The 15,091-nt window shown below is 46.1% G+C and carries 12 protein-coding genes; 8 read left to right on the top strand and 4 right to left on the bottom strand.

What is annotated here, in order from left to right; all coding sequences use genetic code 11:
• Positions 1-7 precede the first annotated feature (7 nt).
• The gene (locus ACQY6I_RS17385) at positions 8-4,174 is read left to right on the top strand and encodes a LysM peptidoglycan-binding domain-containing protein (RefSeq protein ID WP_428242771.1); all 4,167 of its coding nucleotides are present in this window, start codon (positions 8-10) and stop codon (positions 4,172-4,174) included.
• Between the two features lie 60 nt (positions 4,175-4,234).
• Here the strand turns inward: ACQY6I_RS17385 and ACQY6I_RS17380 are convergent, their stop codons facing one another.
• Positions 4,235-4,792, bottom strand: a complete 558-nt coding sequence (locus ACQY6I_RS17380) for a hypothetical protein (RefSeq protein ID WP_428242770.1) — start codon at positions 4,790-4,792, stop codon at positions 4,235-4,237.
• A 153-nt stretch (positions 4,793-4,945) separates the two neighbouring features.
• A complete protein-coding gene (locus ACQY6I_RS17375; RefSeq protein ID WP_428242769.1) occupies positions 4,946-5,224 on the bottom strand; it encodes a hypothetical protein in 279 nt (92 codons plus the stop codon).
• Positions 5,225-5,477: 253 nt separating this feature from the next.
• On the opposite strand from ACQY6I_RS17375, the gene ACQY6I_RS17370 reads away from it, so the two are divergent.
• A complete protein-coding gene (locus ACQY6I_RS17370; protein WP_428242768.1) occupies positions 5,478-8,360 on the top strand; it encodes a hypothetical protein in 2,883 nt (960 codons plus the stop codon).
• Between the two features lie 62 nt (positions 8,361-8,422).
• Here ACQY6I_RS17370 and ACQY6I_RS17365 read toward each other — a convergent pair whose 3' ends face one another.
• Positions 8,423-8,977 carry a hypothetical protein gene (locus ACQY6I_RS17365; protein WP_428242767.1) on the bottom strand — a complete coding sequence of 185 codons (555 nt, stop codon included), beginning with the start codon at positions 8,975-8,977 and terminating at the stop codon, positions 8,423-8,425.
• Positions 8,978-9,286: 309 nt separating this feature from the next.
• On the opposite strand from ACQY6I_RS17365, the gene ACQY6I_RS17360 reads away from it, so the two are divergent.
• Positions 9,287-9,640, top strand: a complete 354-nt coding sequence (locus tag ACQY6I_RS17360) for a hypothetical protein (RefSeq protein ID WP_428242766.1) — start codon at positions 9,287-9,289, stop codon at positions 9,638-9,640.
• Positions 9,641-9,720: 80 nt separating this feature from the next.
• On the opposite strand, the gene ACQY6I_RS17355 is transcribed toward ACQY6I_RS17360, so the two are convergent.
• On the bottom strand, positions 9,721-10,266 hold the full coding sequence (locus ACQY6I_RS17355) for a hypothetical protein (protein ID WP_428242765.1): 546 nt from the start codon (positions 10,264-10,266) through the stop codon (positions 9,721-9,723).
• 527 nt (positions 10,267-10,793) lie between these two features.
• On the opposite strand from ACQY6I_RS17355, the gene ACQY6I_RS17350 reads away from it, so the two are divergent.
• The 5 genes from ACQY6I_RS17350 (at position 10,794) to ACQY6I_RS17330 (ending at position 15,028) form a co-directional block, all read left to right on the top strand.
• Complete coding sequence (locus ACQY6I_RS17350; RefSeq protein WP_428242764.1) at positions 10,794-11,189, top strand: VanZ family protein; 396 nt, start codon at positions 10,794-10,796, stop codon at positions 11,187-11,189.
• A gap of 576 nt (positions 11,190-11,765) precedes the next feature.
• Positions 11,766-12,173: a ribosome-binding factor A gene (locus tag ACQY6I_RS17345; RefSeq protein WP_428242763.1), complete on the top strand. Its 408-nt coding sequence runs from the start codon at positions 11,766-11,768 to the stop codon at positions 12,171-12,173.
• A gap of 12 nt (positions 12,174-12,185) precedes the next feature.
• On the top strand, positions 12,186-13,382 hold the full coding sequence (locus ACQY6I_RS17340) for an RtcB family protein (protein WP_428242762.1): 1,197 nt from the start codon (positions 12,186-12,188) through the stop codon (positions 13,380-13,382).
• 123 nt (positions 13,383-13,505) lie between these two features.
• Positions 13,506-14,450: a hypothetical protein gene (locus tag ACQY6I_RS17335; protein ID WP_428242761.1), complete on the top strand. Its 945-nt coding sequence runs from the start codon at positions 13,506-13,508 to the stop codon at positions 14,448-14,450.
• A gap of 23 nt (positions 14,451-14,473) precedes the next feature.
• Positions 14,474-15,028 (top strand): nucleotidyltransferase family protein, encoded by a 555-nt coding sequence (locus tag ACQY6I_RS17330; protein WP_428242760.1) that lies wholly within the window; start codon positions 14,474-14,476, stop codon positions 15,026-15,028.
• Positions 15,029-15,091: the final 63 nt, after the last annotated feature.

The following is a 15,091-nucleotide window of genomic DNA, read 5'->3' as shown; positions in this document are numbered from 1 at the left end:
TGATTTCATGACCCAATCACGATTTGATGCACTCAAAACCGCACTCAAGCAAGCGGATCAAACTTACACCATACAATCCGGTGATAATCTATATGACCTCGCCAAAGGCCTGGACTATGTTAACTATCTGGTGATCTGGCGTGCCAATACGGACAAAATCAAATCCTCCACCGATTCCTCCAGCCCTGTCCTTCATGTCGGTGATGAACTGACCCTGCCCAAATACACCGTCGCCAATTATCGGCCTGAGGTGGATCAGGCCATGAAAACAGCCTGGCAGATCGAGCAGGAACAGGCCAATCATCTGGCCCGTGCGCGAACTGGAGTCGTACATGGCACCGGTCAGCAGAATTGGCAAAGTGTGCGTATTTATTGGGGAAATGAAGATCTTGAAGATCTCAACACCACCTTTCCGTTTGCTCGCATTCACGAACTGCCAGACAACATCCTGAGCAGTAAAGAACGCCCGGCCGTTGCTGTACTTGATCAGGACGTGCGGATCAACCGTTTTGAAAATCTTGCCGGCAACGTCATCCTGCAACAACAAGAGGACAAAACCGTAGAGTGGGATCAGGCACTACGCACCCATGAAGATATGGCAGAAGCGCACGCTCAAGCGACCCGTATGCAGGTTGAAAGCGTTTATGTTCCAGATACCCAGCTTGATAAAAACTACGACTTCGATGATCGCAGTGGCCGATATGGAAAGCCGAAAAAACTGCGCAAGCTGGATAAATGTCGCCGTGGTCGTATAGCCTCAGCGGTCAGTCAGCACGTCATTGTTCGTATTGAAATGAGCGGCCCGGTCACCAAACCGGCCGAACTGCCGAGCCTTGATACCTGGGCATTTCTGCAACCGCCCAGTATTGGTGGCAACCCCTACCGGCTCAACGGCAACAACCAGTGGGTGACCGATGATGCCCAGAAAGCCGGCTGGTTCCACGGTTGGATCCTGGGTGTTGAAGCCGAAGAGATCGGCAAAAACCTGTATAAAGTGCCATTGACCCAATTCCGTCCACTGTTTACCGAGCAAGAGGGCACTGACAGTCATCAAAGCTTTCAGCAGGTACTTGAAGCCCGCATGAAAGTCGATGACAACAACCCTCGTGTGGTGTACGTAAAATATCCGGCTATCGTCTACAACGACTGCACCAAAGAAGACTTTAAACGCCGCCGCCAACAGCTGCTTGAAAAAGAGAAATACCAGGATGTGCTCAGCATCGAAGTCGGCAGTTACATGAAAATCTGGGTACGTAACCATACTTACAAATGGATGGATGATGGCCCTAAAGATGAATACAACGAAGACCTGCCCAACAGCATGGCGGTGGATGATCCCTACCTGTTTCCGCAAACCCTGAGCGACGGTCGCAGTAACCCCGGGTTTAATCCGCAGTTGTGCCGTAACCATACCTGGCGGCGGGAACGACTGGTGGATGGTCGTATCGAAACCGATCCCGACACCGGCAAAGTACGTGAACAAGCCGTTGACAGCGCCAGTAAAAGTTATGGTGATTTACTCTACGTCGGCCTCTATCCGGCAGAACTGATAAACGCGCTCAACCGCGTCAGCCAACCGGAGCAACCCGGCAAGCCGAGAGAACTGAACGTATTTAACTGGCTTGGTACCAGCGTTGCCTATGCCGTACTGCTCAATACCCTAAAACGTATTCTGCGCCACGCGGCCGCCAAAAAAGCCGCTAAACAATACGACCCCAGCCTGCCGGATCGACAAAAGCCGGAATACTGGGAATACGAATACGGCAAGACGATCAAAAAATTCCTGGGCACCGTCATGATTCCCGAACTGTTTGCCGTGCAGGCGGTAGACAGCTTTAGCAGTAAATTCGATTTCGATGTTGCACTGAACAGGATCAAAGGCATTTTCAAACAAGTGGGGGATGATGACGAACTGGGCAAAAAAATTGACCAGATCGACACCTCTAAAAGTGGTGCCGAGATTCGTCGGCAGATTCGCGACCTCAAATTACCTCAGGCCATGATTGAACGCTTTGACATCATTGTTGCCAAAAAAACCGGTGTCGCACTCAAAAAGGCCCTGGATGATGAAATCAAAACCGCCAAAAACGAAGTCAACATCGCCGGCACCTTCAAAACCACCCTGAAAATCTACGGCCACATCCTCAACTTCGCCCTGCTCGACAGCGACAATCCCTTCCTCACCGCAGATGAAAAAAAGGCCCGTCATGATAAAGATGCTGGAGCCCTTGCCCGGGTACTCGACAGCGGCAGTACCAGCCTGTTTGCTCGTCTGTGGGGGCGGTTCCAGAGCGCGAATAGCAAAGACCTGCTCAAGGCCATGAAAGAACTGATCGGCAGCCTGATGAACGGTGAGGAGCAACATGCTTTAAGCTTTGAAACCTCACTGGACCTGCTGAGCTTCAACGACGCCAAACTCTTTCCCACACCGGCCGGTTCCCCCTTACCCCCACCCCTGAGCTTTATCCTGTACTCTCTGATGGTGCGGTTAAAAGGCAAACTGCCGTTGACCCTGGCCGGGCAATACCAGGCATCGGCCAAAAACGCCCTGAACCTGGATTTTGAAACCCTGAGCGATGAAGCCCGACAGGAAAAACTCGATCAAAACAATGCGGTGATTGAAAAAGGTCAGCAATACGGCGGACTCACCATTGGCCTGGGAAGCGAAAAAGCACCCGTGAGTGCAAGTGTCGAAGTTCTGTTCCAGCTACAAGCAGCGTGGACAGCCGCGGTTCAACGATTCGATGATCAGAGCAACGGTATTCACTACACCGGTACCGCCAGCGATCAAGACTGGGATGAAGGCCTGCACGACATGCTGTGGGGGCCGTTGATCAAAGACATCTTTGATTACATTGAAGTCAGCTTCACCGTAGGCCCGAAACTCGAACTGAGCAACCACGTTCAATGGCAACTGGCCTACCTGTTCGAAGATGAACAAAACCTGCAAAACCCAACATTCGCATCCCAGTTCATCAACCAACTGAAAGACCTGGGCGGCCAGATCAAACTCAGCTGCCCGATCAGTGCCAAACTTTCCGTCTTTGCGTGGCAAACCGACATTATGACTGCACAACTGGCCACCCTGAAAAAAGAAGAAGCCACATTTTTTGATGATGTGACCTTGTTCGGGAAGGATGTAGTAGACAGTGGCGTGAAGGTGACATGGGGGGTTGGCCAGTATACAGAATATTTATTTCGTCATTATCGAACTCCAGAAGAAGTTTATATTGGAGATCAGATCAGTGTAATTTTAGGAGCGCTCAAACGGCCCTTGGATACTACATTCAAAGGTGAGTTCTTATGGGCCGAAAATCAAAACGATTCAACTAAACTACTAGTTAGTTTAAATGATAGAAATTTCCATATCCAGCGGTCTATAGATTACATCGATAGTGCTGAAGAAAGTTTAAGAAAAGATGTTGCTGAACAGGTTAAGGATTTTGAAGAAATTATAAGCATAGCATTACAGATCAGTTTTAACCAAAAAGCAGACTTAGAGATAGGAGCTCATGCTCAGCATAAGAAAATCAAGATCCTGAGCTTGTCTAAAGATCGGGACAATGCCTATTCTATTAGTGGTGATCAAAAACTCTGGGAATTGTTTAAGAAGAAGAAAGAAATCTATCTAAAAGCCAACATTTTGCCCAAAAATCGAACGGCTATAGAACTTTTCAATAACCAACCAATTAAACTTAAACTACCTGTGGTAGAAAATATCCGAGGCCATGTTACACGCAAAGGCCAGGATTGCTTGAAATTCAGTGTCTGGTTCCGAAATTTTAAACGCCAATATGAACACGTATGGATACAACTGGTGGAAACCGGAGATAGTGTGTTTGATCACCCTTTAGACGTAAAAATCCGGGCATGGGATGAGACCGAAGAAGCCTTTAAAAACAAACCATACTCAAAGTGGAACCTGGTTCGAATGAAACAGGATGTGGCTGATAAAAATAAATATACCGTTGAAATTCCGTTAGCAGGGTTAAACCCCAAGCAAATCCAAGAGGAATTTGATAGCTGGCTGGAGGACTTTGAGTTGGATATCGGTATTAAGTTTGGTTATTTTGAAGCAGTGGATGGTGATGAATATTTACTGGCAGAAGAGCTGGATGATCAAACTACTGCCAAGTTGGATATTGAGGCTTATAAGCCGTACATGAATAAATAATATATTTATCTATTAATGAGTTGAGGACGGTCTAGGTACCCGTCCTCAAAGTAATAGCTTTTAGTATTGAACGCCTTTAAGCTTCATATAAAGGCGGTATTCACCCGTCAGATTACTAATATTCCTGGCATCAAATATTTTTCCTGTGACTTTGAGGTTGGAGCTTTTATAAAAACAAGCTCCAGTCTCTTCACTGTATTCGCAGCGCTCGTCGCAGACATCTGCTGGTAAATTGGTTTCGTTTGGATAATTCAATAATGCTGTCAATTCTGGACCGGACTCTTTAAATATATCTTCTATGACAAAGGCTGGCCAATGATTAGCGTATATATATATAGTTATATCTCTATTAATATGCTTATCACCACTATGAACAGCAAGAATACACTGTCCATCCTTTGGTCGGTATCCTCCTGTAGACTTTGCACTATAAAAGTTCGTCACAGTCACTTCTTTCCCAAGATACCGTTTCTCAAATTCTTCAAACCCCATCTCGTCAATCATCGCCGGCGTAATCAACTTATCATCATCCACGGTACCAATGGTTCGAAGGTCTGGCTTACAGGCAGTAAAGGTAACCAGGCAAGCACCAATAGCAATAAGTGTTTTGAGGTTCATGGGTTCATCCTTAAATATCGACTCGAAAAGAATGCTGATCATTATCTGGTTTTGAGTGTGAAGTGCAAGGAACTGGTACTAAAAATGACGGAAGGCTGAGCGCCCACATTCCCCAGTTCAAAGTAGCTTTCAGATGATCGTGGAGTACTTGAATTACCTGCTGGTATGCAGTGTTTCTAAATCCCTGGTATTAGCCTCTCTCAGTGCTTGTATCTGTTGCCGCTCGCATTCATTGAGATCTTCAAATAATTGATTCAGCCGCTGTTGCAAATGTTCGAAAAACCCGCAGGCGGCATGCGCAATCGCGGCCGTTTTTTCGTCATCGTGTGAGGTCAGCATATGGATAATTGCCTGACCACCGGTCAGGGTGTTGGCGGTGATGTTCAGATCGTGTTTGATGGATTCGAGAGACGGAGGGGTTGTGGTCGTCATAATATCCTTCCTGTTTTGAAGCAGTTATGTGCCCCCTAAACCAGTTGCAAATGGTTTTGGGGGCAGGCCGAACGGGTTGCAACAACCGTCAAAACAGAAACGGCCCAGCCGAAGCAGGCCCGCCGACCTGCCATAATGAACAGGCGCGAAGGTTCGCAGGCGATAAAAAACACCAACTTGTTTTTTAGCCTCTGTTTTGACCTCGGGGTTGCAATCCCGGCGCTGGATTTTGCTAGCGCGTGGCAGATGCTACGTGATCAACCGTTGCAGGGTTAATATCAAAGATACCCATGGCCGAGGTACGGCCGGCTACAACCCACAGCTGTACTGCAATCACAGCTGGCGGCGTGAACGCATTATGGACGGTGAATGGGTTTCCGACGAAGACGGCAAAAAAGTCTGTCGCAGTACCGACCACTTCGCCGAAGGCGATATCCGGCGGGTAGACGGCAACATGCTGTACGTTGGACTCTATCCCTCAGAACTGATTGAAGCGCTGAACAAACTGGACCAGCCGGAGCAGCCGGGCCAACCACGGGAATTGAATTTTCCGGTCTGGATGGGCGTCTCCATTGCGGTCAGCAGCTTCGCCTGGTTAATGAGCAAACTCATGGACCGCCTGGCCGAACGCAAGGCTGGTAAACCGCATACCGATCCAGATCCACAAGCCAGGGCCAATAAGCAGAACAGTGCCTACTGGCAGCACCACTATGGCAAAGCGGTGTTGGAGTTTCTGGATCAATTTAAACTCAAAGAAATACTGGCTATGATCGCTGTGGATGGTCTGCGCAACGAGTTCGACCTGGAAAAAGTCATCGAATCGATCAGCCCCTTGCATGATTTTCTCAAAAGCAGTGACCTGGATACCCTGGAAGATCGCATCACCCAGGTGGATCTGAGCAGTCCGGAAAAGGCGGTCAATGATATGCAACGACTGATGCCGGAGATCTCGGAGGAAGCCCGGGCCGGCTTTGAAGCCACCGCCAAAACCTATACCAACCTGCAAGACGCGTATGACGACCTCATCAAAGATGTCAAAGCGGAGATCAATCTGGTACAGACCTACGAAGCGACCGTAAAAATTTACAGCCAGATCTTTCGCTTTGCCTTAATCGACCCCACCAACCCGTTTACCGAAGAAGAGCATCAGGAAGAACTGGATAAGAGGGATAAACAGGTTGCCAATCCGGATGCCGGCTTTTTCAAGCGACTGATGGGCAAAACCAAACTGGCCAAGGCCGAAAACTTTGAGGACGTCTTCAAAGAACTGCGCAACACCTTTATTGAAGGTCTGGGCGAAGGCGACCTGACCGCCAGCACCGGCACCATTGAATTGGCCTCCCTCAACGACACAAAATTCTCACCGCCACCGTACGGCCGCCCCTTACCCGGCTGGCTGGCTTTCCTGTTCTTTGCGCGCAAAGTGCATGTGCAAGGTCAGCTCAACCTGGAAGTCGAGGGCAAATACGTGACCGCCGAAGAACGCCAAAGCGTGGACGGCCGGGAACTTGATGAAGAGACCCACACCCTCAACAGCACAATCGCCGAAGCCGGCCAGTCCTATGCCGATCTGTTGATCAAACTTGGCTCCAAAAACCGCGATGACGGCGAAGCCCAGGCCGTGGAACTGGAATATGCCTATCAACTGATGGCGGCCTGGACTGCGTATAAACAAGGCAATGACGCCAAGACTTTCAAAAGCGATGACCCCCTGGCCAAACGGGATGGCATCCTGACCAAGGAGTTGAATCATGTCACCTGGGGACCGATGCTCAACGACGTACTCGACTACCTGGAAATCAGTCTTTCGGCGGCGGCAAAACTGAGTCTGACAACCGAAGTGGCCTGGCGGGTCGGTTATCTGTTCGAACATGAAAACAACCCGGGGCGTTTATACGGAGAACTGGGCAAACTGCTCAGTGACATCGACCTCACATTCCCGGTTAATGCCCGGTTATCGGTCTTCTCCTGGAGCTATCACATTGCCGAAGCCAAACTGGCGAATGTCAGAACCGAAGAAGCGAGTTTTTTAAGTGACCTGAAACTGTTTGGGAAGGACCTTTGGGATAAGGGGATTACGGTGAGTTGGGGGGTTACAGATTTCACTAGACATCTCTATCGTCACTACAACAATTCAACCCGGGAAGTCTATATTGGCGATGAAATTGGGGTAGTCTTAGGTTACTCAAACATGGAGCTGAAGCCGGATATGAGTGCGAGGTTCACCTATATTTCAGGTGGTACTGACCAGAAGCTGATTGAGTTGGATTCGGAGCAGTTTGAGTATGTTGATAAAGACGGCTATTTAAGCAAGGCATCAGATCATCCGAGTAATTCTACGGATGAATTCCAAAAAGCAATAAGAGCTTTAACCAATGTCGCAGGCACATATACCCAGATAACGTTGAGTGCAGCAGTAGAGCAAAAATTTGCTCAAATTCGAGGCACGGAAAAACAGCAAAAACATATTCTGGATTTATCCAAATACAATCAAAAAATGAAAGCACTCTGGAATGATATAGCAGGAGCCAGTGAGCTAGAACTGCAGTGTGCGGTGACTCCAAAGGCGGGTGATCGAAATGATCGATTACTGGAAAATGACGATACCTTTATCCTTAAGTTACCAGTAGTGCGTAGCATCTCTGCGCATTCTGAACTTGGCGATAAAGATACTCTTCATTTTGCGATTCGTATCGACAACTATAAACGTGACAACGAATACGCCTGGATTCGGTTGTATGACCGAGACCGAATGGGGACTGATGACTCTATCCGGTTCGCGGTACCGCAAGATCTGGATAAAGATAGCCAGTTGGATCAACCTGAGTACCAGGATTGGAACTTTATGCGTTTAAGCCGCAGCGAAACCCATCATAGGGAAGGTGATACCAGCAATGTTTATTACCTGGATATTCCCTTAAGTTGGTTGGATAAAGCCAGTGTTGAAGAAGCGCTGGATATGTCGGATCGTATAACCAATACGGTCGAGTTAACGGTTGAACTGGCCTATTTTGCCAGCACCAATCTGACAGGATTTGGTGAAAAATTGAAGTGGGATTCGTATTTGTTTAAGGAGGATCTGACAGAAGGGCGGGATGTGATTCATGTATCATTGGATCATCCGTTACTGCAATAGACTGTGAAAGGGATGACTGTGTCAGGGCATGGCACAGTCATCATTGATCATCCGGCAAATACTTAATATTCGACACCTTTAACTTTCATATATAAAAAGGATGTTCTTCCTTTTTCACTTCCATCAATTTCAAATAACTTTCCGGTGATCTTTAAATCCGGGCTTTTATAGAAGCATGCCTTGGTTTTAGGGTCATACTCACACCATTCATCACAGATCTCAGCGGGTAAATTGGCTTCTTGAGCATAGTGTGTGCGTTCAATGTCGAATGTGTCGAAGTCTTTGAAGGTATCTTTTAATACAAAGTCCGGAAAATAGTTGGTATATATATATATATTAAATTTTTTACCGGACTTTTTATCTTTGGTTGAAAATGCAACTTCACACTGCGCTTCATTTTTTCGATAAGTACCAATCAGACCCGATTGATAAAACCCGGTCACCGTCACTTCCTGCCCCAAATACTTCTCCCGAAAAGCGGTATATCCCATATCCGCTAATGTCTCAGGTGTAATTAACTTATCATCATCCACGGTACCAATGGTTCGAAGGTCTGGCTTACAGGCAGTAAAGGTAACCAGGCAAGCACCAATAGCAATAAGTGTTTTGAGGTTCATGGGTTCATCCTTAAATATCGACTCGAAAAGATTGCTGATCATTATCTGGTTTTGAGTGTGAAGTGCAAGGAACTGGTACTAAAAATGACGGAAGGCTGAGTGCGCATTCCCCAATTCAAAATAGTTTTCAGGTGCGCCTGGAGTCATTGGATCGCTATTGAATTATCTTATAAACAGTCGTTTAAACTCAAACTACCTGTGGTGGAAAATATCCGAGGCCATATCACGCGCAAAGGCCAGGATTGCTTGAAATTCAGTGTCTGGTTCCGAAATTTTAAACGCCAATATGAACACGTATGGATACAACTGGTGGAAACCGGAGATGGCGTGTTTGATCATCCTTTAGACGTGAAAATCCGGGCATGGGATGAGACCGAAGAAGCTTTTAAAAATAAACCATACTCACAGTGGAACTTGGTTCGAATGCAACGGGATGCGGGTGATAAAAATAAATATACCGTCGAAATTCCGTTAGCAGGGTTAAACCCCAAGCAAATCCAAGAGGAATTTGATAGCTGGCTGGAGGGTTTTGAATTAGATATTGGTATTAAGTTTGGTTATTTCGAAGAAGTGGATGGTGATGAATATCTACTGAAAAAAGATCTGGACGATGAAATTAGGGCCAAGTTGGATATGGAGGCCTATAAACCTTTTATGAGCTAATACAGATAAACACTGTATAACTTGAGATCAACAAGGGCTTTCAAAATTGATTGCCCTTGAATTAAGAATTTGCCATGTACTTAATACTCGACGCCTTTAAGTTTCATATACATATAGTAGTAAGTGCCTTCTTCAATTAAAAACGGTTTTCCTGTTATCTTTAGATGAGGACTTTTATAAAAACAAGCACCGGTTTTTTCGTTATATTCGCAACGTTCCTCGCAGACATCTATCGGTAAATCTGTTTCTTCAGAGTAATCCAGCAGACTCGTAAATTCCGGACTGGATTCTTTGAATTGATCTTCAATGACGAAATCCGGAAAATGGTTGGCGTATATATATACAACGAGATCTTTATTGATTTTATCATCACCATTGCGAACAGCAAACACACACTGCCCTTTCTCAAGATTGTAACCACCCGTAAATCTGGATTTATAGATATCGGTTATCGTCACTTCTTTCCCTAAATATTGCTTCTCAAACTCCTCAAACCCCATCTCATCAATCATCGCCGGCGTAATCAACTTATCATCATCCACGGTGCCGATGGTTTTAAGGTCCGGCTTACAGGCAGTAAAGGTAACTATACAAATGCTGATGGCGATGAGTGTTTTGAAGTTCATGGTTTCATCCTTAAATATCGACTCGAAAAGATTGCTGATCATTATCTGGTTTTGAGTGTGAAGTGCAAGGAACTGGTACTAAAGATGACGGAAGGTTGGGCGTGCATTCCCCAGTTCAAAATGGCCTTCAGGTTATCGTGGAATCTCTGTGTTTTTGTCCAATTTATTAATGAAATGCAAGGTCTTTAATTCCCTGGAATTGACTTCCTATAGTGCCTGTATCTGTTGCCGCTCGCATTCATTGAGATCTTCAAATAATTGATTCAGCCGCTGTTGCAGATGTTCGAAAAACTTCGTAGGTGTTGCTGTTGTCATGGTTGCGGTCTATTGGGATATCAAAAGCATATGCCCCTGTCAGTTTGCAAATGATCTGGGGTAGGTTGGATGGGGTGCGATGATTGCCCAAAGATATGCAGTCCAATCAACAAGCTAAAATGTACAAGCTCAAGGATAGAACAGTGTGGCATAGTTAGGAGGACACGTTTTATAATCCTTCCTTCCAAATTCGCTGTATGGCTTATTTCTGTATGCAAAAAATCATAATTTTGATCACTTTACTATTTGTTCTGTTTATTGCCCGTATTATTTTTTTGGCCGATACCGGTGCTGAAAGTATTTTCTTCGATCTTGTCAAAGCAACTCCTTATGGCGATAAAGTAGGGCATTTTTGTTTGTTCGGTTTGCTGACGTTGCTATTGAATTGGGCCACTCGGTTTCGTCAGCTTGGTTGTTACCGCTGGCGTCCTTATCTGGGGTCAATGCTGGTTGTGGTTTTTGTGGTGCTGGAGGAACTTAGTCAGGGCTTTTTTCCGACTCGTACTCTGGATATCACTGATTTGCTTGCTGATGCTGTGGGTATTACGGTGTTCAGTATCATCAGTTTTTGGTTGCAACGCATTCAGCAACGTAGCCGGGCATGTTAGTCAGGCATTGGTTATGAGTACACTTTGTTCTAGGGAATCTCTGAAAATGGCCTACTTTCGCACAGGACGTTGTCAGCCCCCGTCTCACATCCTCATTTACACCTGTAAATTGTGGTGTTGCGGGTGGTGCTTCCTCGTCTGCATCAAATCTATTCCTATTTTTCAGAGGCCTCTAGGTTGTATTCGTTTTTTCTGCGGTCAATCATTAAGAATATTATTCGATGTGATTTTTAAAACAGAGTATTGACTCACTAAAAATATGAGCGTAAATTTCGCCCTCGTTTTTAACCCACATCTCATTATCAGGAGGCTAAATATGTATCAGAATCAAATCATTGCGCGCCTCGTGTCTTTCTCTTTCCGGTAATACTCTTTTAGCCGGTCAGTCAGACCGGGGCTCCAATATTAACTTATTACAATTACTTTGAACGATTTATTTGTCGATGCAAATCTTATTTCGCTTGTGATTTGGCTAAGGACTCACAGATCGTTTGACGTTGAATTTTAAACGCTTCGATACCGTTATTTTTCTGCCCGATTGTGGTGGAGCTGTGCGGTATTGGTTGGAGTTTTATTGTGGCGATATCAAAAAAATGGCTGCACGAAGCCGAGCAGTTATGTGATGAGCCTGGTCCTGAAGATGGTTTGGATCCACGCTATCTGGCCAGGTTCTGTTTAACCCGAAAAACCAAACGCAATCAACCTCTGGAAAAAGTTGCCCAAAGAACTATATCACTTCTACTCATGGCCGAACTGGCGGATGACGTATTCAGAGATATTGAGGTTGCAGCAGTGCAACTCTCGGAGGATGGACAATTTTTGTGGGTATCAATATATCACTATTCATCTGTACAGGCTCAGTTGGAAACGGTTTTGCAAGAGCTCAATGCAGTTCAAGGATATCTGAGGGCTCAGGTGGCCAGAGTGGTGAACAGAAAGCGGGTTCCGGTTTTAAAATTTAAAGTATTGAAGATGGATCGATAGGAGGAAAATAGGATGCCTATACAAACGTTGATGACCAAGGGAAAAGCCCCGGTCAAAATATACACCGATGAGGTGGAACCGGCTGCTATGCAGCAACTGTATAATTTGTCGCAGCTGCCATTTATTCATAGTCATATTGCGGTTATGCCAGATGTGCATATGGGGAAGGGGGCGACGGTTGGTTCGGTGATTCCCACCAAAGGTGCCATTATTCCTGCTGCTGTTGGTGTGGATATCGGATGTGGTATGAATGCAGTGAGATTGTCGGTTAATGCATCGCATTTGCCAGATAACCTGCGCCGTATCCGTTCAACTATCGAAGCGGCGATCCCGGTTGGTTTTAACATGCATAAATCCGATCGGGCGCGGCCGACTTCAATTCGCGCCCTGGCTGTGGGGTTGGATCGAATAATTGGTAAGCATCGCAAGATTTATTCGATGCAAAAAAAACCATATCAGACCTGGATTCGGCAGTTGGGCACCTTAGGGGGTGGTAATCATTTTATTGAGTTGTGTCTGGATGAAAATAACGATATTTGGATCATGTTGCATTCCGGTAGCCGTGGCATCGGCAATGCAATCGGTCAGTATTTTATTGAACTGGCTCGCCGCGATATGGGTCGCCATCTGATGAATCTGCCGGATAAGGATCTGGCTTATTTTTCCGAAGGAGCTGAGCACTTTGATGACTACATCGAAGCGGTGGAGTGGGCACAAGAATATGCCATGACCAATCGGCGGGAAATGATGCGGATGATCCTTGATTCATTACGCAAACAGTTTCCAGGCTTTAAGGTCACCAAGGAAGCGATCAATTGTCATCACAATTATGTCAGCCGTGAATATCATTTTGGTGAGCATATTTATGTCACCCGTAAGGGAGCGATACGGGCGGGAGAAGACGAATTAGGCATTATTCCCGGTAGTATGGGAACAAAGTCTTTTATTGTGCGCGGTAAGGGACAGCCGCAGTCTTTTTGCTCGTGCTCTCATGGTGCCGGCAGGACGATGAGTCGCAGTGCCGCAAAACGGAAATTTACTGATATGGATGTGGAGTATCAGACCGCAGGCGTAGAGTGCCGTAAAGACAGTGGTGTGATCGACGAGATACCCGCTGCATATAAGGATATTGATACGGTAATGGCTCATCAAAGTGATTTGATTGAGGTGGTGCATACTTTGAAGCAGGTGGTTTGTGTCAAAGGATGATGAAATATGGAGTCTGTTCTTGTGACGGGCTCCTCCGGCATTAATGATTTGCAGATCGTCGCCGGTGAATGATGTTCAGGCTGCCAGTATCCATTGGGTTTGGCAGCCTGATCAGGATGGAATATGAAACAGGAAATGGTCACCGAGGTAATCGCTTGTCTTTCTGAAGACAGGACACTATTTCGATATTTTAAAGGGCAGTACGCTGCTTATTTGTTATCGTGTATCAGTCGGTCTGGTACGACTGTCCAGGCTGTGAAGCAGTCGCCGTTCAGAAGATTATTGGAACAACCCGATGTCAGAAAAGTACTTTCGATCAATGGAAGTGGTTCTCTTATGTCTGGTTTGTTTGATTATGTCTGGAGTGAATCGTGTCAGTCGTTTGTGTTGACTCTAGGACAATGGGGTGCCAAGCGATGGAGCGCTCAGACCACCCGTAATGGTTATAATCTGGTATTACAGATGAATTTTTCCGAGCAGCACAATCGCGCTTATCAGCGACTGTTGAAACCTACCCGGGATCATGTGTTTAATTATGTGGGTCATCCCGTTGCTGAGCGGCAAAAAAATGCTCTGTATCGTGATACCCTGGCTTGGGCACGATTGGACTTTGATCTGGACACTGGAGAAGCCTTAATTGAGGAAATACAGAGTGATTGGGTTCGACGGGTGAGAACGGCATTGTCACAGTTGAATTCAAAAGGAAAAATTGCTGCTTATTATGGTCGTTGTCTACAGTGTGATGGTAATACCTTCCGACGCTATGCGGAGGAGATATTCTTGCCGTTTGCGTCAATCTGGTCCGAAGCCATGTTAACGGCAGCCATACGTTTTATCCGTGAGGAGCTTGGTATTGATCGTATTTATTATCATGCTCATGAGTCTGGGGCATTGTTGAAGGGTATTCATGGCAGTCAACCGCCGAGATCCTTATATACTGATTTGCCGAGAAAATTTTGTTTTCAGGTGACAGACCAATCACCGGAATTTATTCGTGAGGATCGGATATTCAAGCGTAAATGTCGTGCCATTCGAACAAAACTGTTATGGCATGAACTGATTTTATAGAAACTGAAAAACAGGAGAAAGACATGATGCAATCTGTGTTAATCCAGTGTCTGCGTGCCGATACCCAGCGTATGCAGGCATTGCAGCAGGCTGCATTACTGTCGCTACCGGACTGGTGTATCGCCGCGGGTTTTGTACGAAATCTGGCCTGGGATTATTGTCATCATAAAACTGTCGCAACGCCGCTCAATGATCTGGACTTAATTTACTTTGATCCAAAGGATACTTCACGGGAGCGTGATCGCGATTATGAGCGACAGTTGCAGCAGATGACCGGATTACCGTGGTCGGTAAAAAATCAGGCGCGCATGCATCTGCGTAATGGTGATCCTCCTTATCATTCATGTACTGACGCCATGACTTATTGGGTAGAGTGCGAAACTGCTGTAGTTGCCCGTCTGTCAGGTGATGAGGTCGAAATCGTGGCACCATTTGGGGTTGAAGCGTTGTTCCAAAAAACGATCACGCTGAATGCCAAGCGTCCTAAACCAGATGCCTTTCAGCAACGTATTGAGCAGAAAAACTGGTTGCGTAATTGGCCTGAGCTGGTGGTTCGCTATGAACAGTCTCCAACTTAAAAAGCCTCGATTGTTGTTGGCTACGGTAAGACTTGCGCATCATTATTGACAACCCGGTGATGG

It is taken from the genome of Gynuella sp. (genome assembly GCF_050297175.1).
Lineage (GTDB): Bacteria > Pseudomonadota > Gammaproteobacteria > Pseudomonadales > Natronospirillaceae > Gynuella.
This window is presented reverse-complemented; position numbering and strand designations above follow the sequence as displayed.

Coding starts and splice junctions, on each gene's coding strand:
- ACQY6I_RS17385 (WP_428242771.1), top strand. CDS start 8: ATGACCCAATCACGATTTGATGCACTCAAAACCGCACTCAAGCAAGCG.
- ACQY6I_RS17380 (WP_428242770.1), bottom strand. CDS start 4,792: ATGAACCTCAAAACACTTATTGCTATTGGTGCTTGCCTGGTTACCTTT.
- ACQY6I_RS17375 (WP_428242769.1), bottom strand. CDS start 5,224: ATGACGACCACAACCCCTCCGTCTCTCGAATCCATCAAACACGATCTG.
- ACQY6I_RS17365 (WP_428242767.1), bottom strand. CDS start 8,977: ATGAACCTCAAAACACTTATTGCTATTGGTGCTTGCCTGGTTACCTTT.
- ACQY6I_RS17355 (WP_428242765.1), bottom strand. CDS start 10,266: ATGAACTTCAAAACACTCATCGCCATCAGCATTTGTATAGTTACCTTT.
- ACQY6I_RS17350 (WP_428242764.1), top strand. CDS start 10,794: ATGCAAAAAATCATAATTTTGATCACTTTACTATTTGTTCTGTTTATT.
- ACQY6I_RS17340 (WP_428242762.1), top strand. CDS start 12,186: ATGCCTATACAAACGTTGATGACCAAGGGAAAAGCCCCGGTCAAAATA.
- ACQY6I_RS17335 (WP_428242761.1), top strand. CDS start 13,506: ATGAAACAGGAAATGGTCACCGAGGTAATCGCTTGTCTTTCTGAAGAC.
- ACQY6I_RS17330 (WP_428242760.1), top strand. CDS start 14,474: ATGATGCAATCTGTGTTAATCCAGTGTCTGCGTGCCGATACCCAGCGT.